The 23,706-nt window shown below is 32.8% G+C and carries 22 protein-coding genes; 17 read left to right on the plus strand and 5 right to left on the minus strand.

The genetic code is table 11. The features are described 5' to 3' along the window. The first annotated feature begins 23 nt into the window (after positions 1-23). A complete protein-coding gene (locus tag AAON49_RS03380; protein WP_349552655.1) occupies positions 24-872 on the plus strand; it encodes a DUF2911 domain-containing protein in 849 nt (282 codons plus the stop codon). Between the two features lie 48 nt (positions 873-920). On the opposite strand, the gene AAON49_RS03385 is transcribed toward AAON49_RS03380, so the two are convergent. The 4 genes from AAON49_RS03385 to AAON49_RS03400 form a co-directional block, all read right to left on the minus strand. Beyond that, positions 921-1,388, minus strand: a complete 468-nt coding sequence (locus AAON49_RS03385; RefSeq protein WP_349552657.1) for a GNAT family N-acetyltransferase — start codon at positions 1,386-1,388, stop codon at positions 921-923. Continuing rightward, the gene (locus AAON49_RS03390; RefSeq protein ID WP_349552658.1) at positions 1,385-3,217 is read right to left on the minus strand and encodes a sodium:solute symporter family protein; all 1,833 of its coding nucleotides are present in this window, start codon (positions 3,215-3,217) and stop codon (positions 1,385-1,387) included. The genes AAON49_RS03385 and AAON49_RS03390 overlap by 4 nt, the downstream gene beginning before the upstream one ends. A 102-nt stretch (positions 3,218-3,319) precedes the next feature. After that, complete coding sequence (locus AAON49_RS03395; protein WP_349552659.1) at positions 3,320-3,916, minus strand: dioxygenase family protein; 597 nt, start codon at positions 3,914-3,916, stop codon at positions 3,320-3,322. A 4-nt stretch (positions 3,917-3,920) separates the two neighbouring features. Further along, positions 3,921-6,452, minus strand: a complete 2,532-nt coding sequence (locus tag AAON49_RS03400) for a PIG-L family deacetylase (protein WP_349552661.1) — start codon at positions 6,450-6,452, stop codon at positions 3,921-3,923. A 258-nt stretch (positions 6,453-6,710) separates the two neighbouring features. On the opposite strand from AAON49_RS03400, the gene dnaN reads away from it, so the two are divergent. From dnaN to AAON49_RS03435, 7 genes are all read left to right on the plus strand, one after another. Continuing rightward, entirely contained in the window at positions 6,711-7,826 is a 1,116-nt protein-coding gene (gene dnaN, locus AAON49_RS03405) for a DNA polymerase III subunit beta (RefSeq protein ID WP_349552663.1), read from the plus strand. A gap of 84 nt (positions 7,827-7,910) precedes the next feature. Next, positions 7,911-8,504: an acyl carrier protein phosphodiesterase gene (locus AAON49_RS03410; RefSeq protein WP_349552664.1), complete on the plus strand. Its 594-nt coding sequence runs from the start codon at positions 7,911-7,913 to the stop codon at positions 8,502-8,504. A gap of 13 nt (positions 8,505-8,517) precedes the next feature. Next, positions 8,518-10,203: a gamma-glutamyltransferase gene (ggt, locus tag AAON49_RS03415; protein ID WP_349552665.1), complete on the plus strand. Its 1,686-nt coding sequence runs from the start codon at positions 8,518-8,520 to the stop codon at positions 10,201-10,203. A gap of 30 nt (positions 10,204-10,233) precedes the next feature. Further along, entirely contained in the window at positions 10,234-10,650 is a 417-nt protein-coding gene (locus tag AAON49_RS03420) for a VOC family protein (protein WP_349552667.1), read from the plus strand. Positions 10,651-10,716: 66 nt separating this feature from the next. After that, complete coding sequence (locus AAON49_RS03425) at positions 10,717-13,962, plus strand: S41 family peptidase (RefSeq protein WP_349552669.1); 3,246 nt, start codon at positions 10,717-10,719, stop codon at positions 13,960-13,962. 71 nt (positions 13,963-14,033) lie between these two features. Beyond that, the gene (locus AAON49_RS03430; RefSeq protein ID WP_349552670.1) at positions 14,034-14,903 is read left to right on the plus strand and encodes an RluA family pseudouridine synthase; all 870 of its coding nucleotides are present in this window, start codon (positions 14,034-14,036) and stop codon (positions 14,901-14,903) included. A gap of 106 nt (positions 14,904-15,009) precedes the next feature. Then, complete coding sequence (locus AAON49_RS03435) at positions 15,010-15,306, plus strand: hypothetical protein (RefSeq protein WP_349552671.1); 297 nt, start codon at positions 15,010-15,012, stop codon at positions 15,304-15,306. 77 nt (positions 15,307-15,383) lie between these two features. Here AAON49_RS03435 and pdxR read toward each other — a convergent pair whose 3' ends face one another. After that, positions 15,384-16,871 (minus strand): MocR-like pyridoxine biosynthesis transcription factor PdxR, encoded by a 1,488-nt coding sequence (gene pdxR / locus AAON49_RS03440; protein ID WP_349552672.1) that lies wholly within the window; start codon positions 16,869-16,871, stop codon positions 15,384-15,386. 82 nt (positions 16,872-16,953) lie between these two features. Here pdxR and AAON49_RS03445 point away from each other — a divergent pair, with 82 nt between their 5' ends. Genes AAON49_RS03445 through AAON49_RS03485 form a run of 9 tightly spaced genes read left to right on the plus strand, consistent with a single transcriptional unit; the run spans position 16,954 to position 23,639 of the window. Further along, positions 16,954-17,472 carry a DinB family protein gene (locus AAON49_RS03445; protein WP_349552674.1) on the plus strand — a complete coding sequence of 173 codons (519 nt, stop codon included), beginning with the start codon at positions 16,954-16,956 and terminating at the stop codon, positions 17,470-17,472. A 1-nt stretch (position 17,473) separates the two neighbouring features. Then, a complete protein-coding gene (locus AAON49_RS03450; RefSeq protein ID WP_349552675.1) occupies positions 17,474-17,764 on the plus strand; it encodes a DUF1272 domain-containing protein in 291 nt (96 codons plus the stop codon). Between the two features lie 5 nt (positions 17,765-17,769). Continuing rightward, a complete protein-coding gene (locus AAON49_RS03455; RefSeq protein WP_349552676.1) occupies positions 17,770-18,015 on the plus strand; it encodes a hypothetical protein in 246 nt (81 codons plus the stop codon). Continuing rightward, positions 18,002-18,523 (plus strand): GNAT family N-acetyltransferase, encoded by a 522-nt coding sequence (locus AAON49_RS03460; protein ID WP_349552677.1) that lies wholly within the window; start codon positions 18,002-18,004, stop codon positions 18,521-18,523. Before AAON49_RS03455 ends, AAON49_RS03460 begins: the two co-directional genes overlap by 14 nt. Further along, positions 18,520-19,179 (plus strand): pyridoxamine 5'-phosphate oxidase family protein, encoded by a 660-nt coding sequence (locus tag AAON49_RS03465; protein WP_349552679.1) that lies wholly within the window; start codon positions 18,520-18,522, stop codon positions 19,177-19,179. Before AAON49_RS03460 ends, AAON49_RS03465 begins: the two co-directional genes overlap by 4 nt. A 49-nt stretch (positions 19,180-19,228) precedes the next feature. Continuing rightward, complete coding sequence (locus AAON49_RS03470) at positions 19,229-20,125, plus strand: ATP-grasp domain-containing protein (protein WP_349552681.1); 897 nt, start codon at positions 19,229-19,231, stop codon at positions 20,123-20,125. Between the two features lie 2 nt (positions 20,126-20,127). After that, positions 20,128-21,381, plus strand: a complete 1,254-nt coding sequence (locus AAON49_RS03475; RefSeq protein WP_349552683.1) for a hypothetical protein — start codon at positions 20,128-20,130, stop codon at positions 21,379-21,381. Continuing rightward, the gene (locus AAON49_RS03480) at positions 21,381-22,463 is read left to right on the plus strand and encodes an AI-2E family transporter (RefSeq protein WP_349552684.1); all 1,083 of its coding nucleotides are present in this window, start codon (positions 21,381-21,383) and stop codon (positions 22,461-22,463) included. Before AAON49_RS03475 ends, AAON49_RS03480 begins: the two co-directional genes overlap by 1 nt. Beyond that, complete coding sequence (locus AAON49_RS03485; RefSeq protein ID WP_349552686.1) at positions 22,464-23,639, plus strand: THUMP-like domain-containing protein; 1,176 nt, start codon at positions 22,464-22,466, stop codon at positions 23,637-23,639. The last annotated feature ends 67 nt before the right edge of the window (positions 23,640-23,706 follow it).

The following is a 23,706-nucleotide window of genomic DNA, read 5'->3' on the forward strand; positions in this document are numbered from 1 at the left end:
TTTACTATTAAACCTAATCAACGATGAAAAAATTATTCTTAATTGCGTGTCTTGTTGCTTTTACATATACGGCAAGTGCACAAATTGAAGCTCCACAACCTAGTCCATTTTCTAAGATAGAGCAGAAAGTTGGATTGACAGATGTAACTTTAGAGTTCTCTCGCCCAGGAGTAAAAGGAAGAACTGTTTTTGGAGACTTAGTACCCTTTGGAAAAGTTTGGAGAACTGGTGCTAATGCAAATACTAAAATTACTTTTAGTACTGACGTTACTGTTAATGGTCAAACATTAAAAGCTGGTTCGTATGCTATTTATACTATTCCTAATAAAGATAAGTGGGAAGTAATGTTTTATGCAGACTCAAACAACTGGGGTACACCAAGAAAGTGGGATGATAGCAAAGTAGTTGCGAAAGCTTCTGCTGATGTAATTCCTATGCCAGTGAACATTGAAACATTTACAATCTCTTTTGACGATTTAACGAACAACTCTGGAATCATAGGGATTCTTTGGGAAAAAACTTATGTAGGTGTTCAATTTGAAACGCCAACGGATAAAGGTGTTATGGCGTCTATTAATAAAGTAATGGGTGGACCATCTGCAAATGACTATTATGCTGCTGCTGTGTATTTTAAAGAGCAAGGAAAAGATATGGCTCAAGCAGTTAAATGGATTGATAAAGCGATTGAAATGACAAAAGAAAGACCACGTTTTTGGTTTTACAGACAACAATCATTAATCCATGCAAAAGCAGGAAATAAGAAAAATGCTATTGCTGCGGCTAAAACCTCTTTAGAATTAGCAACAAAAGCTGGAAATGCTGATTATATGAAAATGAATAAAGATTCTCTTAAAAAATGGGGAGCTTTATAATTTTCTAACTCAAAGTATATAAGAAAAGCGAGCCAAAGGCTCGCTTTTCTATTTTCTATCTCTTAAATCGATTCTCATTGTTAGAAGAGAAGTATCCATGCCTGCTTTTTCGTAAGCTTTGATTGCAGAAGGATTACTCGGATATACTTCCAATCGTATTTCATAAATTCCTCTAGCCAAGGACCAATCGTATAAATAATCCATAATTACCTTGTTTACTCCTTTCCCTCGAAATTCTTCCTTTGTAAACATAAATCCTAAATAAGAAAATCTTTCAAAAGCAAAACATTCTCTTGCTTTTATATCTCTAGCATATCCAGTTCCTACTATCTCGCCTTCAATTTCTGCAACTACTAATTCTGTATTTGAATCTTTAATCATTAAAGGCAAATCATAATAGTATGTTTCTTCTCTTTTTAAAGTAACATCCATAGGTCGTTCTGCAATAATCATTCCTTGCTCAAATTCTAACAGAACAGGAAGATCTTCAATAGTAGCTTGGCGAAGTTTTATCATAATCTTATTTCTTGAGCTTGAGTTTCTTCTTTCTTAGGCAGTAAAGCTTGAAAAATCAGTGCTAAAAACATCACGATGAAACACCCTATTAAGTTTAAAGATAAGTAAGGTAAAATATCTAGATAGTATATGTAGAAAATAAGCAGTTGAGTAATAATTGCTGAAATAAACACTGCTCTTCCTTTAACATATTTGACAAAAAAAGCTAACAAGAAAATTCCTAACACATTACCATAAAAAATAGAACCGATAATATTAACAAGCTGAATTAAATTCTCTGCCAGATTTGCAAAACAAGCAATTATGATTGCAATTATCCCCCATCCAAATGTGAACCATTTTGTCATTTTTACTAGATGAGCTTCACCTTTATCTTTCTTCAAATTTCTATTATATAAATCTATTGAAGTTATCGTAGCCAACGCATTGATTTCTGATGCAGTAGAAGACATTGCTGCTGATAAAATTACAGCGAGTAAGAGTCCTATCAAACCAGTTGGCAAATGATTTAAGATAAATCTAATAAACATATAATCTCTATCATTTGTCTGAGTATCTTTTGCAGCCTCTTTATAAAGTGTTTTTAAATCCTCTGATTTTTGTTTGTACAATTCACTTTCTACATTTAATGTTTCAACCTCATTTTTTAATGTAGTGTATCTATTTTTATAATCAGGATCAACAGCACTTTTGATTAAAAACTTAGATTCTAATCGATATATTTTTTCTATACTATCTAGCTTAAACAATTTTGTTTTTAATTCAGTAGTTTTATTTTTTGAATATGACAATGCAAAGTTTTGCTTTTCAATAAAAAGTGTGTTCTGCTTTTCTTGTAATTTTCTGTACTGATCGCCATATTCAGAATTCAGAACAGTTTTCGTTGATGCATCAATAAAATTTAAAGGTGCTTGATTGAATTGATAAAACACAAATACCATTACTCCTACCAATAAAATAAAAAACTGCATAGGCACCTTCAACATTCCATTAAATAATAATCCCATTTGCATCTCTTTAATTGACTTACCTGACAAATAACGTTGCACTTGACTTTGATCGGTTCCGAAATAGGAAAGCATTAGAAATGTTCCTCCTATGATTCCTGTCCATACCGTATATCGATTGTTTAAATCAAAAGAAAAATCCAAAACCTCCATTTTTCCACTAGCACCAGCAATTTCTATAGCATCAGAAAAAGAAACATCTTTTGGCAATAAATCGACTACTATAAATAGTGCAGCAAGCATTCCTGCGAAAATCACAAACATCTGTTGTTTTTGGGTAACAGTAACTGCTTTAGTTCCTCCAGAAACCGTATAAATAATTACTAAAACACCTATTACTATATTTAAAGTAACAATATTCCAACCTAAGACAACTGATAAAATAATGGCTGGTGCAAAAATGGTAATTCCAGCAGCTAAGCCCCTTTGAATTAAAAAAAGAATAGCTGTTAAACTTCTAGTTTTTAAATCAAACCGAGATTCTAAAAACTCATAAGCAGTATAAACTTTTAATCGATGGTACAAAGGAATAAACACCAAACAAATAATAACCATGGCAATGGGAAGTCCAAAATAGAATTGAACAAATCCCATTCCGTCTGAATAAGCTTGGCCTGTAGTAGATAAAAAAGTAATTGCACTTGCCTGGGTAGCCATTACAGACAAACCAATAGTCCACCATTTTGTATTATTACCTCCTTTTATATAATCTTTTACACCACTATTATTCTTTCTGGTTTTATAAACCCCGTAAAAAACAATAAATAATAACGTCACAGACATTACCAACCAATCTTTCCAATCTAAAGCATTTACTCCCATAATTATATTTCAAATGTTTTGGTGATGATATAAAATAGAATGATATAAATTAAATTGGCGATTAAAACCAAGGTATACAGTTTTTGCCATCTAGGTTTGTTTTCAGTCATGTTTGGTTGTTTTTTTTGGTTTTTTTACTTCTATAGTAACAAAACCGATAAGTTTTTTATCAACAGTATATTTTAAATCAACTAAAAAAAATTGATCTCTTTCTTCTATGAAGCGTTTCATTCTTGCATTGGTATATTGTGCAAAATGCATATCATATGCCTGAGGTTTCGCTCCAAAAACCTGTGTATGAATATGCCTATTATCTCCACTTGTTGCATAACTCCCTGGTAAGATTGTATTTACATACATTCTGCCTTTTCCATCAGTATATCCTTCTCCTCTAATTCTAGCAGTTTTCTCATTACCTGCAATCTCAGGGTTATAGTTCCCGTCATTTGAAGTTTGATACAAAAGCACTTTCTGATTCTCTAAAGGAGTTTTCTTTAGTTTATCAATAAAAGTGATGCAGAGTATCAATTTTTCACCAGGTTCTTTATCATTTGTCATTTGTAAATTTGCTGATGAAGGAACTAACTTAAAAGATTCCCAAATAGTTTTTTCTTCTTTACTTATTGAATTGATTTCCTGGCTTGTTACTGAACAAGAAACTAAGAAATACAAACAAAATAAGGTTACGAAGTTTCTCACGCGTTTATTGTTTTATTTTATCATTTTGCTTGATATTTCCTTTTCCAATAGACAACATATTTGCAAACAATTTGTATGCTCCAGGAACACCAGCTGGTAATTCTCTAAAAAAGCTTAACCCTGTATAGATATAATTTCCTTTACCGTATTTGGCAACCAATAAACTTCCTTCTTTTGGAGTTTCTCCTTTGTCACTCATAGACAAAATTGGTGTGTACTCTGAACTCCATTTATTAGGAAAATAGAGTCCTCTTTCTTGAACCCAACCTTCAAAATCTTTTTCCGATATTTTGTTCGGGAAATTCATTAAAGAATGTTTTGTTGCTAATACAGTAACTTTTGCGTTTTCATCTGTAACTCTATCTCTAGAAAGCTGTAAGCTATAAGGTGCTCCTACATCCACTCTTCTACTCGTGTTGTATTGAACAATCATATTTCCTCCATTCTTTACGTAATCTAACAAGAATTTTTGTTTGTATTTTAGTGCAGATACAGTATTGTAGGCCCTTATACCCACAACAACTGCGTCAAATTGTTTTAAGTTTTCTTCATTGATTTCATTAGGATTGATCATCTTAACCTTATAGCCTATTTGTTCTAAACTTTCAGGAATTGCATCTCCAGCGCCTTTGATATAACCAATGTAATCCCCACCTTTTTCTATATTCAAACGAACAACTTTAGCCTCAGAATTTAATAACACAGATTGCTTAGGAATGTGTGAATAGTTAATTTCTACCAACTCTTTATTGTACTTCTTTCCGTTGATAGTTACAATTGCTTTCAACTTTCCTTCTGATTCTTCTGATGATGGTGTTACTGTGAAATTATGAGTTTGCTCATCACCTTTTTGCTGAATAGAAACAGCTATGAATTTAGGAGAAACAGCCCATCCTTTTGGTGCATCTAAGGATAGTGATCCTTTTACATTATTTGCTCCAGATTGTACACTTACTGCTACAGTTCTCGATTTATTTTCAGGGAATAAAATTACTTTCTCTTTTAATTTAGTAGTAATTCTAGGCAAAATTTCAAAAGGATTATACAGTTCTCCTTTATCTCTTTCTGAATATCTATAAATTACATCTTTTTCTATGCTAATGTCATGTTCATCAATATTCAAATTGAAAAAGATCCTTACAGTTCTTGGAGTCTCTGGGTTACCAATAAGATTTTGATTTTTTACCTTATACATCCCCAAGGACCAATCGTTTTTTAACCAATAAGGATCTGTAAAATCCATATTAGGTAATAATAATTTTTGTTGAAAACGTTGTCTTTTATTATTTCCTAACGATACTTCTTTAACTACTGTAAGCATCTTGTCAGTCACAAAACTCATAGATTCTAAGATGATATTTACTTCAGAGTTTCTACTTAAAGCCTCAATGTTTAATTGTATTTCAGAGTTTGGCACTGCAGATGAACTTGTAGCCGAAGCTTCTAAATATAATCCAGCGCATGCTTCAATAATTTCAGTAATCTGTTTTATTTTAACTTTTCTCCAATAAGAATCTTCTAACAGTTGAATCTTTTTATAAGCCTTCATTAAAGCTGATAAATGTTTAGATGGATTTACGAAATCAAAATTCTTTTCAATTTCATATAGAATATCGCCAATCTCTCCACCACCTTTAACTCGATTCCAAGTAGTGTTAATTCCGGCAAACAAATCTTTTTCGTCCTTTGGTTTGTCGCCTTTCAAGAATTCTACATATTCATTTTGACTTCCTCTAGTTGTTAATCTTCCAAATCCTTGACACAAATGCTGACTACTGGCAATAGAAGCTATTTCATTATTAGACAATCCCTTCAGTGGATAATAAACACCAACATCAACAGACATAAAATCTGAATTATCTTTAGTAGCCTTTTCAAATTTTTCTTGACTTCCATAAAACCACCAAGAGGTATTAAAAAACAAACGCTTAGGCTGCCAAGTATCTGTATAATCTAATTGTTCGGTGTATTTTGTTTTATCACTTACCAAATCAAAAGCTTCCATACTTAACATTGCTGAAGTTGTATGATGACCGTGATTGGTTCCTGGAGTTCTATGATCAAATCTATTGATGATTACATCAGGCTTAAAAGTTCTAATTGCCCAAACTACATCAGCCAACACTTCTTTCTTATCCCAAATATTTAGCGTTTCGTCAGGATGTTTCGAATAGCCAAAATCATTAGCTCTGGTAAATCGTTGTTCTCCTCCATCTACCCTTCTTGCTGCTAATAACTCTTGTGTTCTTATCACTCCTAAAAGCTCTCTTATTTCTGGCCCGATTAAATTCTGACCACCATCACCACGCGTTAATGATAAATAAGCTGTTCTCGCTTTTACATGATTCGCCAAATAAGAAATAAGTCTTGTATTTTCATCATCAGGATGTGCTGCTATATAAAGAGCAGTTCCTAAAAAGTTTAGTTTTTGAACCTTTTCATAAATTTGATTTGAATTAAGTTTGTTGGGCTTTTGAGAATAAATTGCTGAAGAAATCAGTAGAAATGAGAAAACAAAGAGTATATTTTTCTTCATGAACTTCGGTTTGGTTTCTAACAAATGTAATATTTTATCTCCTCTTTTTTTTCTCCTTAACATATTTATAACATCTTAGAAATTGAGAATCTTGAATAGCAATTTCTAACACTCACTAATACTTAACATCTATTATACTTCCTATAAGTTAAAACTTAAAAAAGCTATCAACAAAACCACAAAAATGTTGATAACAATATTTTCAAAATCCCTAAATTCCAATATCTTTGTAAATCAATTTTAGTCAATAAAATCAACATGAAGTTTATCGTATCTAGTTCGCAATTATTAAAACAATTACAAGTTTTAGGCGGAGTTATCAATAGTAACAACACACTACCAATTCTAGACAATTTTTTATTCGAATTATCTGAGAATCAATTAAAAGTTTCTGCTTCAGATTTAGAAACTACTATGAGTGCCGTAGTAGATGTAGAGTCTGATAGTACAGGATCAATAGCGGTTTCTGCAAGATTACTATTAGATACTTTAAAAACTTTTCCAGATCAACCGTTAACTTTTAAAACAGAAGGTGATAGCACTATAGAAATTAGTTCTGATCAAGGAAAATATGATATGGCTTATTTTGGAGGCGATGAGTTTCCAAAAGCGGTAAGTTTACCATCGCCTAGTAAGACCGTTGTTCCTTCAAATGTATTGGCTACAGCTATTTCAAAAACAATCTTTGCTGCTGGTAATGATGATCTTCGTCCAGTAATGAGTGGAGTTTTCTTCCAATTCAGTTCGCAAAGCTTAACTTTTGTTGCTACAGATGCTCATAAACTTGTAAAATATACTAGAACAGATGTAACTGCTGATAAAACAGCTGAATTTATTATGCCTAAAAAGCCTTTAAATCTATTAAAAGGTGTTTTAGGAGGAGATGAAGAAGTTACTATAGAATACAATGATGCCAACGCAAAATTTACGTTTGATAATTTTGTTTTAGTATGTCGTTTAATTGATGGAAAATATCCAAACTATGAAGCGGTTATTCCAAAAGAGAATCCTAATAAGTTAACTGTAGACAGAGCTTCTTTCTTAAACTCTGTTCGTCGTGTATCTATTTTCTCTAGTAAAACAACACACCAAATTCGTTTGAAAATGGCAGGGACTGAACTTAATATTTCTGCTGAAGATTTAGATTTCTCTAACAAAGCTGATGAGCGTTTAAGTTGTGATTATCAAGGAGACGATATGCAAATTGGTTTCAACTCTCGTTTCTTAAGTGAAATGCTAAACAACTTAAACTCTGATGAAGTTTTAATTGAAATGAGCTTACCTAACAGAGCAGGAATCTTAACTCCTATTGATGGAACTGATGAAGGAGAACAAGTAACCATGTTGGTAATGCCAGTAATGCTAAACAATTAAAAACTATCTATACTTTAAATTGAAAACCACAACTATTTAGTTGTGGTTTTTTTATTACTTTTAGTACCCATTAAAATCAAGTTTTTGAACTTTCTTGCTCACTTATATCTATCTAAAAATGATACTGAAATTATGATCGGTAATTTTATTGCAGATAGTATTCGAGGAAATCAATTCACACAATTTTCAGAGAGAATACAACAAGGAATTCTATTACACAGAGAGATAGACACCTTTACAGACACTCATGAAGTAGTTAGAAGAAGCAAGAGAAGACTTGATAAAAAATATGGTCTCTATGGTGGTATAATCATAGATATTTTTTATGATCATTTCTTAGCTAAGAATTGGAACGATTATTCAGAAATTCCATTAGATGTTTATGTAGACTCTTTCTACTATTTGCTAGAACAGAAATTTGAAATTCTGCCTGAAAAAGTGTTACACATGATTCCATACATGGTTGAACACAACTGGTTATACAACTATCAGTTTATGGAAGGAATGCAACGTGTTTTGAATGGAATGAATCGAAGAACTCAAAACAAATCACAAATGCATTTGGCAACCGAAGATTTACAAAAACATTATAATGAGTTTGAAAAAGACTTTACTGAATTCTTTAAAGAATTAGAGGCTTTCACCACAAAAAAACTAACCAAATTACAATCCGTTTAACATCTTATACATTATGAGAAAATCTATTTTTCTATTTATACTATCACTTACTTTATTCAGCTGTAAACAAGAAAAAGAAATTGAAAGAGGTTTAATTTCAGAAAAAGGAATGGTTGTTTCTGCTCGTGCGGAAGCCTCAAAAATTGGTGTAGAAATTTTAAAAAAAGGAGGAAACGCTTTTGATGCTATGATGGCTACAGAATTAGCCTTGGCTGTGGCCTATCCTTATGCGGGAAATATTGGTGGTGGCGGATTTATGGTTTATAGAATGAAGAATGGAGATATCGGAGCATTAGACTACAGAGAAAAAGCTCCGTTGGCGGCAACAAGAGATATGTATTTAGATGATGATGGCAATGTGATTTCAGGAAAGAGTACTGTTGGTGCTACTGCTGTTGGAGTGCCAGGAACAGTTGCTGGTGTCTTTGAAGCGCAAAAAAAGTTTGGAAAACTTTCCGTTCAAGAGATCTTGCAACCAGTAATAGAATTGGCAAAAAGAGGAGTTATTGTAACTAAGAAGCAAGAAAAACGTATTCAAAAGTACCAGAAAGGATTCTTAAAAGCTAATAAAGATTCTATTCCAATGATGCATCACTGGAAAGAAAATGATACTATCAAATACACAGCCTTAGCTAATACATTAGAACAAATTGCTAAAAATGGACGAGATGAATTTTACAAAGGCGAAACAGCTAAAAAAATAGCACAGTTCATTCAAGAAAACGGTGGAATTATTACAGAAGAGGATTTAGCAAAATACGAAGCGAAATGGCGTTCTCCAATTACATTTCAATATGACAGCCTAAATATAATTTCTATGTCTCCTCCTTCTAGTGGTGGAGTTTGTCTTGCACAAATTATGAATGGAATTGAGCCTTACGACCTTCATGAATATGGTCATAATTCAGTAAAAACAATGCAAGTAATTATAGAGGCAGAACGTAGAGCCTATGCAGATAGAAGTTTCTTTTTAGGAGATCCAGATTTCGTATCTATTCCATTAGACACTCTTATTAGTAAAGCTTATACAAAACAAAGAATGTCTAGTTTCTCTTTTGAAAAACCTACTGCTTCTAAAGATTTAAATCATGGAAATATTGAGATTATAGAAAGTGATGAAACTACTCACTACTCTATTGTAGATCAATATGGTAATGCCGTTTCTGTAACTACAACATTAAATAGCGGTTATGGCTCTAAACTTTACAGTAATGAATTAGGATTCTTTTTTAACAACGAAATGGATGATTTTAGCAGCAAACCAGGAGTACCAAATGTGTATGGACTTGTGGGTGCTAAAGCCAATGAAATTGCACCTCAAAAACGTATGTTAAGCTCTATGACACCCACAATCGTAGAAAAAGACGGAAAATTATGGATGGTAGTTGGCACACCAGGAGGTTCAACTATTATCACCTCAGTTCTTCAAACTATTTTAAATGTTCATGAATTTGGAATGGGAATGCAAGAAGCCGTAGCACAACCAAGATTTCACCATCAATGGTTACCAGATGTGGTGATGATAGAACCCAATCAGTTTGATGAAAACGTTAAAAATGAGTTGAAAAAATTAGGTTATAAACTAGACGAAAGAGATTCAAGAGTCATAGGAAAAGTAGAAGGAATTCTCGTTTTAAAGAATGGTAAATTTGAAGGCGGTGCAGATCCTAGAGGTGATGATACTGCTGTTGGATTTTGATAGTAGTTATAACAACTAAAAAATAACATTATGGTTCAACCTTTTCATTTAGCAATTCCAGTAAAAGACTTAGCCCTTTGCAGAAATTTTTACAGAGAAGTATTACAATGCAAAGAAGGAAGGAGTTCAGATCATTGGGTGGATTTCGATTTCTTTGGCCATCAATTAGTAATACATCAAAAAGATGATTATGTACCTCAACGTATTTCCAATCCTGTAGATGGTCATGATGTTCCTGTTCCTCATTTTGGAGTTGTCTTAGCTTGGGAAGATTGGACAAAACTTGCTGAACAATTACAACGAAAGAGAATCAAATTTGTGATTGCTCCTAACATTCGTTTTCAAGGAAAAGTTGGCGAACAAGCCACCATGTTTTTTAATGATCCTGAAGGAAATGCTCTGGAATTCAAAGCTTTTAAAGACATCAATCAATTATTTGCTAAGTAATTAACTATTAGCTTTTGGTGTAATTCTTTATCTTTAAGCATTATTCCATCAATTAAACCAAACACAATGAAAAAAATCCTCACAATCCTAGCTTTGTGGGTAACGGGTATTTGTACCTCTCAAGGAACACAATTATTACGTCAGCCTACACTATCAAAAACCGATGTAGTTTTTGTTTATGCAAACGACTTATGGAAAGCCCCTATTAATGGCGGTGATGCTATAAGATTAACCAGTGATACAGGATATGAATCTGACCCTCATTTCTCGAAAGATGGGAAAATGATTGCCTTCACAGCTCAATACGATGGAAACGTCGACGTTTATGTTGTTTCTGCTGATGGTGGTGAACCTAAAAGATTAACATATCATCCAAGTGCAGATATCGTTCAGGGTTGGACGCCCGATAATAAAATTTTATTTCGCTCTGGAAGAGAAGCAAGACCAACACAAACCAATAAGTTTTTTACAGTATCTACTAAAGGCGGAATGCCAAAAGCAATGGATATTCCAAGAGCTGCTTACGGAGAGATTTCTACAGACGGAAAGTATGTAGCCTATACACCTATTACAGGTTGGGATGCTGAATGGAGAAATTATAGAGGAGGACAAGCAATGCCTATATGGATTGTAAATTTGAGAACAAACAAACTCATCAGGACTCCACAAAAAGATCAAGAAAGACACTTGAATCCTGTTTGGTACAATGGAGTGGTATTTTATATTTCAGAAAGAGATTACACCAGCAATATTTGGTCTTTCAATCCTAAGACTAAACAAGAGCAACAAATTACGTTCCACAAAAAGTTTGATGTTAAGAATCTAGATGCGAATAGTAATGGAATCGTATATGAACAAGGTGGTTACCTACATTTTTTAAACCCTAATACGAAAGCGACAAAAAAATTAAACATCAACGTAAAAGGAGATCTAAATTACTCTAGAACACGTTGGATGAACCTTTCTGCAAGGAACTTGACAAACCCTAACCTTTCTCCAAAAGGAAAACGTGCCATTTTTGAAGCAAGAGGTGAAATTTTTACGGTTCCGAAAGAAAACGGAACTTGGAGAAACATTACCAATTCATCTGATGCTGCCGATAGGTCACCTATTTGGTCTCCAAAAGGAGATAAAATCGCATGGTTTTCTGACAAAAGCGGAGAATATCAATTAATGATTGCAGATCAAAACGGTAACAATGTTTCTTCTATTACATTGCCTAATCCAACATTTTATTTCAGACCAGATTGGTCGCCAGATGGAAAGCAAATTGCTTATACAGATACAGATTTTAATATTTGGGTACTCAATTTAGCAACTAAAAAAACAGAAAAAATAGCTACAGACCGTTATGCACACCCAAATAGATCAATGAATCCTCAATGGTCACCAGATAGTGACTGGATAGCTTATGCAAAGCAAAACGATAGTCATTTCAAATCAATTTTTGCGTATCAGTTAAGCACAAAAAAGACTGTTCAAATTACTGACCCAATAGCAGATGCTATCAGTCCTGTTTGGGATGCATCTGGAAAATACATTTACACTTTAGCAAGTACAAATTATGGATTGCAAAGCGGATGGTTAGATATGAGTTCTTACGATCCTAGTGTAACTAGAAGTTTGTATGCTGTAGTGTTGAATTCTAAAGACAAAGCTCCTAACCTCCCTAAAACAGATGAAGAGGAAGTAAAAAAGGAGAAAAAAGAAGATGGTAAAGGAAAAAAAGATGCAAAAAAAGCAGCTAATAAAGTAATCATAGATGAAAACGGATTGTTTGATAGAGCTATTGCTTTAAAACTTCCATCAAGAAATTATGTTGGTTTACTCAAAGGCCCTAAGAATAAAGTTTTTGTGGCAGAAGCAGTTCCAAATTCTTTTGGACTAACATTACATAGCTATGATGTAGCTAAAGAGAAAGCAACTGTCTTCTCTAAAGGAGTAAACAATATGGTAGCTTCAGATGACAGAAATTCAATTTTACTTTCAAGAGGTGGTAGCTGGAGCTTAGTTAGTAGCAAATCACCTGCAAAACCAGGAAAAGGAAATTTAAAGACTAACATCAAAATAAAAGTAGATCCTAAGCAAGAAGCGCATCAAATCTTTAAAGAAGGTTGGAGATTTATGAGAGACTTCTTGTATGTAGACAATGTGCACGGAGCACCATGGGATGATGTATATAAATGGTATGCTCCTTGGATAGATCATGTAAGACATCGTACAGATTTGAATTATGTTGTAGATATTATGAGTGGTGAAGTTGCTGTTGGACATTCTTATGTTTCTGGTGGAGATTTTCCAAACACCAATTTTGTTCCTGTGGGTTTACTAGGTTGTGATCTAGAAGTAAACAAAGGTTTGTATCGATTTGCAAAAATTTATAAAGGAGAACGATGGAATCCAAACATTAATGCTCCTTTAGGATTGCCAGGCATCAATGTAAATAAAGGTGATTATTTATTAGAAATCAACGGAATAGCCTTGAATTCCTCTATGAACCCCTATCAATTGCTAGAACAAACTGCTGGAAGAGAAATTTACATCAAAGTAAATTCTAAACCCAATAAAGAAGGTGCTAGAACTATTTTAGTAAAACCTGTAAGAAGTGAACGCCAATTAAGAACAATAGATTGGGTTGAAGGAAATAGAAGAAAAGTAGACAAATTATCAAACGGTAAACTGGCCTATGTATATGTACCCAATACTGGTGGTGGTGGATTTACTTCTTTCAACCGTTACTATTTCTCGCAACAAGATAAAAAAGGTGTTGTAATAGACGAGAGAAACAATGGAGGTGGTTCTGCTGCCGATTATATGATTGATATCATGTCTAGAGAGTTATTTGGTTACTTTAATAGTAAAGCTTCCGACAGAAGACCTTGGACTACTCCAATGGCTGGGATTTGGGGGCCAAAGGTAATGATCATTAATGAACGTGCTGGTTCTGGAGGAGACTTATTACCTTATATGTTTAGAATGAAAAAACTAGGACCTTTAGTAGGAACAAGAACTTGGGGTGGACTTGTGGGAACCTGGGATACTCCACGTTTTGTTGATGGAGGAAGAATGGTAGCACCTCGTGGTGGTTTTTATGATGTAGATGGAAAATGGGCTGTTGAAGGAGAAGGAATTGCTCCTGATATTGAAGTAATTCAAGATCCTAAAAAAGTAATTAATGGAGGTGATCCTCAATTAGAAAGAGCTGTTCAAGAAGCATTGCGTTTATTAAAAGGAAATGAATTTCAATTGAAACCTGAACCTAAAGCTCCAATTCGCTGGAAACGCCCTAAAGGATATAAAGAAGATAAATAAATTATAATCTAACTTTAGATAAACGGGTAATTGAGTACATTCAATTGTCCGTTTATTTTTTAAATCCAGTTTTGAAAATCCTAGAAAGTCATATTGTTCCACAACAAGAAGTTCCTATTCGACTTCAAGATTATGCTGTAGGTATCTTTACAACAGTAGCTACTAAGTCTGCCTTCAAAAAGGCAATTAAAAAACAACTCATTTTAACCAATGGAATTCTAGCTTCAACAGCTATGTGGGTTAAAGGAGGCGAAACAATTCAATTACTGGAAAATTCAGAGAAGAACCACAAAGTCTTTAATATCACTTTAGAAATTATCTATGAAGATGATTACTTAGCTGTTATCGAAAAACCTTCAGGAGTATCGGTTAGTGGTAACTCTTTTGCCACTATAGATAATGCTCTCAAAACAAATCTACAAGCCAGTTCTTTAAAGGATGTGACTCGTCCTCGGCCAGTACACCGCCTAGACTATCCAACTTCTGGTTTATTGTTGATTGGTAAAACTAGCAACGCAATTGTTAAATTAAATAAGCTTTTCGAAGCAAAGGAAATTAAAAAAACATATCATGCAGTTACCATTGGAGAAATGCAAACCAACGGAAAAGTTTCGCTAGCTATTGATGAAAAAGATTCACTTTCCTACTATAGAGTTTTGGACACTGTTTCTTCAGAACGTTTTGGTTATTTGAATTTGGTTGAACTCTCTCCAAAAACAGGAAGAAGACACCAACTACGAAAACATATGTCTGCTGTTGGACATCCAATATTAGGTGACAAAGAATATGGAAATGAAGGTTTCATTCTTAAGGGCAAGGGCCTTTATTTGCACGCATTTCAATTAGAGTTTATTCATCCGTTTACAAAAGAGCCTCTGAAAGTACGCTCCAAACTCCCAAAGAAGTTTTTAAAAATATTCCCTAAATCTTTAATTCCATAGATTTCTATCTTCATTCCAAAAGATTAGTCTCTTATTCCATTTTATCTCTTTGAAGAAGATGAATCCCTCAACTTTGGGGTGTTATTAATCTTAAAAAACAAATAAAATGGCAACAAAAACAATTTATGGAACAGTCGCACAAGATGGAAGAGTAATTTCTGGATCTGGATTTTTAGTGCAAAGACAAAATGATGGTATTTATGTAATTGATTTCGAACCTGGTTTTTCTAACATCCCTGCCGTAGTAGGAACTCAAACTGGTTACGGAGATCTTGGTCAAAATCCATTAGATGGGGTTATATTTCCCTATATTAATCAAGGGGCAGTAACTGCAATTACTGCAGGTGCAGACGGAAGGAAACAAGATCGTCAATTTAGCTTTATTGCAATTGGAGAAGAATAGAAATCAATCTTATTGATTTTTATGTTAGACAATGAGTGTTTTTTCATTTAGAAAAAACACTCATTTTTTTATTCTTATTAATTATGCTCGTTTATATCCAACTCTTGCATTGTTGTTTTTAATCTCTTTATCAATCGTTGGATTTCTATTTCATTCATACTTGCAAACCCAATACGAATTGCATTATGTCCTATATTTTCATAATCATAACGTTGCCAATCTCCAATTTCTAATTTATGTTTTCTGGCAATCTGTGAGACTTCATCCCAAGAATATTTTTGATTTAATTTCGTCCATACCGCCATTCCTCCTTTTGGAATTTCAAATTCAAAATAAGTTCCTAATTCTTCTTTTAGTAATTGACAAAACAAATCTCTTCTTGATTGATACTCTTTCAAAATCTTCTTAATATGTCTATCTAAATCGCCACTTTTTAAAAAATCAACAAATACCAACTCCAACAAAGCATCTCCTTGACGGTCTATATATCTTCTTGCTTTTGCAGCTTCATCAACAAACTCTTTAGGTGCTATTAAATAACCTATTCTAAAAACTGGAGCTACTGTTTTACAGAAAGAACCAATGTAAATTACATTTCCATGGGTATCATGACTTGCTAAAGGTAAAATAGGTGCATGATTGTAATTGAAATCATAATCATAGTCATCTTCAATAATTGCAAATTGATATTCCTTAGCTAGATTTAATAAATGTATTCTTCTCTCTGCTGATAAGGTTACCGTTGTTGGGTGATGGTGATGTGAGGTTACAAAAACAGCTTTGATGGTTTGTTTTTTGCACAGTTCTTCAATTTTACAAGTATCTAATCCATTTTCATCTACAGGAACTCTGATTAATTGTGCTTTTCGTTCTAAAAAACTAACATCTGCAGCGATATAATTAGTTTCCCCTACAACAACAATATCATCTTCTTGCAGTAATAACTTTGACGATAAAAACAATCCCATTTGGCTTCCACGAGTAATCAAAATGTTCTGTTCACAACATTGAAGACCTCTAGTTTCATTTAAATAATCAGCAAGTACACTTCTTAACTTATAGTTTCCCATGGTACTCCCATATGTCAGAGCATTAATTGTACTTCTCTTGGTAGATAATCGACGATACGTTCTAGCAATGTCTTCTAAAGGGGTTAAACGAACATCTGAAATACCATCATCTAATACAACCCAATCTTCTTCTGTTTCATAAGTCTTCCTCTCTAAAATTGCTCTTTTTTCAAACGAAAAATTAGCGCAAGTGGATTGAACATCCTCTTCCTCTAAGAATTCTTGTTGTTGCAAAATTGGGAGTGTTGCTTTTATATAAGTTCCTTTTTTAGGAACACTTTCTATCCAACCTTGTAATAATAATTCTTCATAGCAAGCTACAACCGTTTTTCTGTGAACTTCTAATAGTTCAGATAATTTTCTACTACTAGGTAGTTTCGTTTTTGGAGGTAGCTTGTGACTTTTGATCAATTCTATGAACTGATTCGCCAATTGCAAATACAAAGGTGATCCCTGATTTCTTTGAAGGATAAAGCTAGTTTTATAAGGAAACATATCTGGACTACTAAAAAATTGAATTCTGGACGAAAATAAACGTCCATAAATGTACTAGATTTGAACTATAAATCAAAAAAAGATGACAAGAAGAGATGTAAACTCATCAGAACACGATATTTATTATAGAAGATATCTTGACAAACTTTCTGAAGATACTGAGTTAAAAAGTGGTTTTAAATCTGGTAAAAAAGACGTGATTAACTTTTTTAGAAAAATTCCGCAAAAAAAACTCGAATATCGTTATCAACCTGAAAAATGGAGCATAAAGGAAGTTTTGCAACACTTAATAGATACAGAAAGAATCTTTATGTATCGCTGCTTCCGAATAGCCAGAAGAGATATCAGTCCTTTAACCGGATTCGACCAGAACATCTATATCAAACCCTCAAGAGCTGATGAAAAATCAATTGATCAACTCTTATATGAGTATGAAGTTAATAGAAACAATTCCATCAATATATTGCTTAGTCTGTCGGATGAGGATTTAGCTTTTATAGGAAATTCTAATGGAGGTGCAATGTCAGCAAGAGCTGCCGCATTTACTATTATAGGTCATGATATATGGCATATGGAGGTCATTAAAGAAAAATACTTGTAGTATGTTAGAAATTAGACCTAATTGCGAACATTGTGGTAAAGATTTACCTAATACTTCTGGTGATGCAAGGATTTGTTCTTTTGAATGTACGTATTGCAAAGATTGTGCAGGAGAGATTTTTAAAAATGTTTGTCCTAGTTGTGGAGGGAACTTTGTTGTTCGTCCTATACGGCCTTCTAAAATGATTGAGAAATACCCAGCTTCTAAGGAAAGAGTATTTGCTCCAAAAGATTTAGCCAAAGCTGAAAAATTATCTAATAAATTTAAAAATGTTCCTCCTAAACAAAGATAGTACTTATGAACGCTTTACTTATTGATAGTGTTGGATACTTGGGGTTAGTTCTAAACCTCTACTCTATGTCGAAAAGTGGTGAATATAAACTCCGTTTATTTTCTCTCATTGCAAATGTTATCTATATCATCTATGGATTTCTAATTGCAGCAAATCCAGTAATCATTGGATGTATGATTGCCGTTGGATTACATGCGTATCATCTTAGAAAAATCGCACTTAAAAAAATAGATAGTGATGTTACACATTAGAGAAGTTACTATAGAAGATGCCTCAATACTTGCTTTGTTAGGAAGAGTAACCTACACAGAATCTCATGGGCATTTTATTGAAAGTAAAACGCATTTATTGAACTATCTGGATGAAGCTTTTTCAATCCAAAAAATAAAAAAAGACATACAGAATTCAGATATATATTATCTACTTGTAACCTATAACGATTTACCTGTAGGCTATACAAAGATTGTTTTCAATGTAAGCACTAAGGAATTAGATTCAAACAGTATCTGTCGTTTAGAAAAAATCTATCTACTCGATGATTTCATCGATAAAAAAATTGGAATTCAACTTTTTAATAAAACTATAGAAAAAACTAAAGAATTACAGTTTGAAAAAATTTGGTTGACTGTCTATATAAAGAACCAAAGAGCCATAAATTTTTACAAAAAAAACAACTTTAAAATTATTGGCAATACAGATTTCTATGTAGATGGTGTTCCTTATGAAAACATAATTTTAGCAAAAAATTTAACCCTATGAAAGAATATTCAAAATCTAAACTCAATAGAATTAAAAGAGGGCAAAATAGAGGAACTTATGATGTCGAAAAAATCAATACAATTTTAGATGCAGGATTTATTTGCTTTGCTGGATACATATATGAAGGGAAAGCGATCTCAATTCCTACTGCCTATGGTAGAAAAGGAAATAAAATTTATCTACACGGATCTCAAGCTAATAGAATGCTCAATGCTCTTTTAGAGGCAAAAGAAGCAAGTATTACTGTAATGCATTTAGATGGGTTAGTTTTAGCTAGATCTGGGCTACATCATTCAGTCAATTATAGGTCAGTAACGTTGTTCGGTTCTCTAAAAAAGGTTGAAAATGATTCAGAAAAAGAAGCTGCTTTAGAATGTGTAATAGATCAAATGATAGAGAATCATTGGGATTCCCTCAGACCGATGCATCAAGTAGAGTTAGACAGAACTTTAGTTGTAGAAATGACTATTGAAACAGCTTCTGCAAAAATTAGAGATGTGGGAGTTAATGATGAACCTGAAGATTATGATTTAGATGTTTGGGCGGGTGTTGTTCCCTTAAAACAAATTGCTGAAAAACCAATCTCTGACCATCAATTAAAAGAAGGAATTGAAATTCCTAATCATGTAATGGAGTATTATCGCCAAAACATGTAGTTTAATTTTTCCAATTGTAAATAAGCTCATATAACATTATCTTTCTCCAATGAAAAAATACGATGTTGTTATACTTACAGACGATCATTATGTAAATAATATAAGTTCAGACATATATATTCAAAATGCCTTTTTAGAAGACAACCTTTTACGAAAAGCCTTAGAAAAACTAGATATGTCTGTAGAAAGAAAATCTTGGAGTGATTCTGATTTTGATTGGTCTTCAACGAAATTCATTGTTTTCAGAACTACTTGGGATTATGTACATCGTTTTGATGAATTTTCTAAATGGCTAAATAAAGTTAGTAATGTAACCACTCTTTTAAATTCAGAAAATTTAATTCGCTGGAATATCGACAAACACTATATGCTAGACCTTAAAGAAAAAGGTGTGCACATCTGCGAAACTTATTTTATTGAAAAAGGAACCACACATTCGTTAAGAGAATTACATCAAAAGTACAAACTCAATGATGTAGTTTTAAAACCTTGTGTTTCAGGTGGAGCAAGACATACCTATAAAATTCATCAAGAAAATATAGAAAACCATGAGATAATATTTCAAGAATTAATCGCAGAAGAAGCAATGATGTTGCAACCTTTCCAGCATAATATTGTTTCAAAAGGAGAAGTTTCTATGATGGTAATGAATGGTAAGTTTACTCATGCTGTTTTAAAAATTGCAAAAAAAGGAGATTTTAGAGTCCAAGATGATTTTGGCGGAATTGTTAAAGACTATCAACCTACAATTGAAGAAATTAACTATGCAGAGAAAGTTGTAAAATCCTGCCCAGAAATGCCTATATATGCAAGAGTTGATGTATTTTTAGACAATCAAAATCGTTTGGCTTTGGCTGAATTGGAATTGATAGAACCTGAATTATGGTTCAGAAATCATCCTCAAGCAGCCAACGAACTAGCCTTAGGTATTAAAGAACTCATCTAATAATGAAAAAGTTTTTAAAGATTTTAGGAGGAATATTAATTCTTCTGATTGCCGTTATTGGTATTTATTATTTTGCCAACAATGAATCTCTCCCAGAAGGTGAAAAAGGTGAAAAAGCAGATCAATTGGCAGAAAAAATGATGACTGCCATGAATAAAGAAGCTTTTGACCAAACCGAAATTTTACAATGGAGTTTTCGCGGAAAACATCATTATATCTGGAAAAAACAAGAAGATCTTGTTGAAGTTTCTTGGGACGACAAAAGAGTTACATTAAACTTAAAAGATCCTTCAAAAAGTACTGGAGGAAATACAGAAACAATTCAAGAAGCGACTAATTTTTTTAACAACGATAGCTTTTGGTTAATAGCCCCTTATAAAGTCTTTGATGAAGGTGTAGAAAGAAGATTGGTTAAATATGAAGATAAAGATGCCTTGTTAGTAACGTATACTTCTGGAGGAAGTACACCAGGAGATTCTTACTTATGGATTCTGAATGAAAACGGAATACCAACTAGTTATAAAATGTGGGTAAGTATTATCCCAATGGGAGGTGTTTCAGCAAGTTGGAGTGATTGGAAAAATACAGATTCAGGAATAAAACTTCCTACAAAACACAAGCTTTCTATATTAGGTATGGAAATAGACATGGGAGATGTAAAAGCTTCAAATCCTAAAGCTGATGAACTGGCTAACAAAATTTTAAAGGCTGTAAAACATGAAGCATATAAAAACACACGTTATATCGATTGGAGTTTTGGAGGAAGACGATTTTATAAATGGGATAAAGAACAACACATTGTAGAAGTTAAGTGGAACGATGCTAAGGTTATTCTTCATCCTAATGATATGAAGAAAAGTGTAGTTTTTCTTAAAGATAAAGAGATTAAAAACGGAGAAAGTCTTGTAAAACGCGCTTGGGATTATTTTAATAATGATAGCTTTTGGCTCGTAGCTCCTCATAAGCTTTTTGAACCAGGAATTCTCAGAAGTATTGAAATGATTGATGGTAAAGAAGCTTTACGTGTAAAATATACTACAGGAGGAACTACGCCTGGAGATTCTTATGTCTGGATTTTAGACGAAAATTATATGCCGGTAAGCTACAAAATGTATGTTCCAAGTATGAAAATGGAAGGAGTGCCAGCAACATGGGAAGAATGGATTGAAACAGAATCTGGAACTATGTTACCAAAAAATCATACCTTTTCAAGCGGAAATTCACTTAGTATGGGTGATGTAAAAGCATATAACTAATGACTGCAAAAACAATATCAAACGGAATTTTAAGAGCTCTAGCAATCATTTTAGGAATAGGCTTGTTAAGCTATTTCTTATATACTGTAAGATCTGTACTTATTTACATTCTTATTGCAGCTGTAATTGCACTAATTGCAAGACCTTTAATTATCTTTTTACGCAGAAAACTAAAATTCCCCAACACAATTGCTGTAGTAACTACCATGGTCATTTTTGTTGGATTGTTGTTTAGTTTGGCTGCAATGTTTGTTCCTTTAGTAGTTGAACAAGGTGACAAATTATCTCTTTTGCAAACTACAGAACTTGAAAAAAACGTTCAGAATATTGTTACTCAAGCAAACGACTATTTTAAATCGAAGAATATTGACATTCTTAGTCAACTTCAAAGTGCCGATATTTTCTCTGGATTAAAATCTATTCCTGAAGTATTAAATTCTTTTGTAGGAGCCTTGGGTTCTTTTAGTGTTGGGTTGTTCTCAGTTTTATTCATTTCTTTCTTTTTTATGAAAGACAGCAGAATATTAAAAAACTCTTTATTGGCTGTCATCCCAACAGGAACTGAAAAAAGGTTTTCACATTCTGTAGAAAAAACCAACGATTTATTATCGCGATACTTCATAGGGCTAATGCTACAAATCACTATACTTTTTATACTATACACTATTACTTTATTAATTTTTGGAATCTCTAACGCTGTCGTTATTGCATTTTTGTGTGCTCTGTTAAATATTATCCCCTATGTAGGGCCTTTGATTGGAGCTTTTTTAATGGTTGTGCTATCAATGACTAGTAATTTAGGGCAAGATTTTCAAACAGTTATTTTGCCAACCACCATTTATGTGATGATTGGTTATGTAATTGCTCAATTAGTAGATAATTTTGCCAGTCAGCCTATTATTTTTTCCAAGACAACAAAATCACATCCTTTAGAGATATTTTTAATTATCATTATTGGAGGGCTGTTAATGGGCCCTGTTGGAATGATAGTAGCTGTCCCTTCATACACGGCTTTGAAAGTTATTTTAAAGGAGTTTCTTTCTGATAATAAAATTGTAAAATCATTAACCAAAGATTTATAATTGAACGAACGAATCTTACATAAAGACGTTCAAGATTTTATCCAACAAAACTTAAAATCCAATATCGCTCAATTGGTTTTAAAAGGTTCTCCTTTTGAGGATGTTTCTATTCAGGAAATAGCAAATCAAATTGTTTCAAAACAGAAAAGCGAAAAAAAACTACCAACTTGGTTTCAAACAGAAGGTATTTTTTTCCCTCCTAAGTTAAACCTAGAACAAACCTCATCAGAGATAACTGCAGCTTACAAATCGAGATTAATAAAAGGGGAATCTTTAATTGATATTACTGGCGGTTTTGGTGTAGATTCTTATGCATTTTCAAAACATTTCCAAGAAGTCAATCATTGCGAGATTAATGAAGAACTTTCTAAAATTGCCGCTTATAACTTTAAAAAGTTAGGAGTTTCAAATGTTCAATTCACAACAGAAAATGGATTGGATATAGTAAAGAACTCAACAAAAGCTTTTGATTGTATTTATGCAGATCCCTCAAGAAGAAGTAATCACAAAGGAAAAGTATTTCTTTTAGATGATTGTGAACCAAACATTCCTGAAAATATCGATCTTCTACTACAAAAAGCTAACCATATCTTACTAAAGGTTTCTCCTATTCTTGACATTACAAGCGCAATTAATGAACTTAAAAATGTAAAAGAAGTTCATGTAGTTGCAGTTAATAATGAAGTAAAAGAGTTGCTGTTTTTACTCGAACGTTCATACGAGGACTCTATCAAAATCAAGACAACAAATTTTCAAAGAAATAATCAACAAGAATTTGAATTCATCCTAGGTACAAATGAGCATTCTAATTACTCAAACCCTAAAGAATTTTTATACGAACCCAATGCAGCTATCATGAAATCTGGAGGGTTTCATAAAATAACATCTTCTTTTAATGTTTATAAACTGCATCAAAATTCACATTTATTTACTTCTAACGAACATATTGAGTTTCCTGGGAGAGTTTTTAAAATTATTAAAATCTTGCCCTATGACAAGAAAAAAATGAAAAAACAACTTTCATTAAAAAAAGCGAATATTACCACAAGAAATTTCTCTAAAAGTGTAGATGAAATTCGTAAAGAACTCAAAATCAAAGATGGAGGAATAGACTACTTATTCTTTACAACAGAAAGCAGTAATAAACAAGTTTGTATTCACTGCAAAAAAAGTTAAAAATTAACATATGTAAATAAATGTTTGTTGGGTTTAAATTAATACCCTAGTAAGTCTATGTATTTAT

Source organism: Pseudotenacibaculum sp. MALMAid0570 (assembly GCF_040151415.1).
Lineage (GTDB): Bacteria > Bacteroidota > Bacteroidia > Flavobacteriales > Flavobacteriaceae > Polaribacter.

Coding starts and splice junctions, on each gene's coding strand:
- AAON49_RS03380 (WP_349552655.1), top strand. CDS start 24: ATGAAAAAATTATTCTTAATTGCGTGTCTTGTTGCTTTTACATATACG.
- AAON49_RS03385 (WP_349552657.1), bottom strand. CDS start 1,388: ATGATAAAACTTCGCCAAGCTACTATTGAAGATCTTCCTGTTCTGTTA.
- AAON49_RS03390 (WP_349552658.1), bottom strand. CDS start 3,217: ATGGGAGTAAATGCTTTAGATTGGAAAGATTGGTTGGTAATGTCTGTG.
- AAON49_RS03400 (WP_349552661.1), bottom strand. CDS start 6,452: ATGAAGAAAAATATACTCTTTGTTTTCTCATTTCTACTGATTTCTTCA.
- dnaN (WP_349552663.1), top strand. CDS start 6,711: ATGAAGTTTATCGTATCTAGTTCGCAATTATTAAAACAATTACAAGTT.
- ggt (WP_349552665.1), top strand. CDS start 8,518: ATGAGAAAATCTATTTTTCTATTTATACTATCACTTACTTTATTCAGC.
- AAON49_RS03420 (WP_349552667.1), top strand. CDS start 10,234: ATGGTTCAACCTTTTCATTTAGCAATTCCAGTAAAAGACTTAGCCCTT.
- AAON49_RS03425 (WP_349552669.1), top strand. CDS start 10,717: ATGAAAAAAATCCTCACAATCCTAGCTTTGTGGGTAACGGGTATTTGT.
- AAON49_RS03435 (WP_349552671.1), top strand. CDS start 15,010: ATGGCAACAAAAACAATTTATGGAACAGTCGCACAAGATGGAAGAGTA.
- pdxR (WP_349552672.1), bottom strand. CDS start 16,871: ATGTTTCCTTATAAAACTAGCTTTATCCTTCAAAGAAATCAGGGATCA.
- AAON49_RS03445 (WP_349552674.1), top strand. CDS start 16,954: ATGACAAGAAGAGATGTAAACTCATCAGAACACGATATTTATTATAGA.
- AAON49_RS03450 (WP_349552675.1), top strand. CDS start 17,474: ATGTTAGAAATTAGACCTAATTGCGAACATTGTGGTAAAGATTTACCT.
- AAON49_RS03455 (WP_349552676.1), top strand. CDS start 17,770: ATGAACGCTTTACTTATTGATAGTGTTGGATACTTGGGGTTAGTTCTA.
- AAON49_RS03460 (WP_349552677.1), top strand. CDS start 18,002: ATGTTACACATTAGAGAAGTTACTATAGAAGATGCCTCAATACTTGCT.
- AAON49_RS03465 (WP_349552679.1), top strand. CDS start 18,520: ATGAAAGAATATTCAAAATCTAAACTCAATAGAATTAAAAGAGGGCAA.
- AAON49_RS03470 (WP_349552681.1), top strand. CDS start 19,229: ATGAAAAAATACGATGTTGTTATACTTACAGACGATCATTATGTAAAT.
- AAON49_RS03475 (WP_349552683.1), top strand. CDS start 20,128: ATGAAAAAGTTTTTAAAGATTTTAGGAGGAATATTAATTCTTCTGATT.
- AAON49_RS03480 (WP_349552684.1), top strand. CDS start 21,381: ATGACTGCAAAAACAATATCAAACGGAATTTTAAGAGCTCTAGCAATC.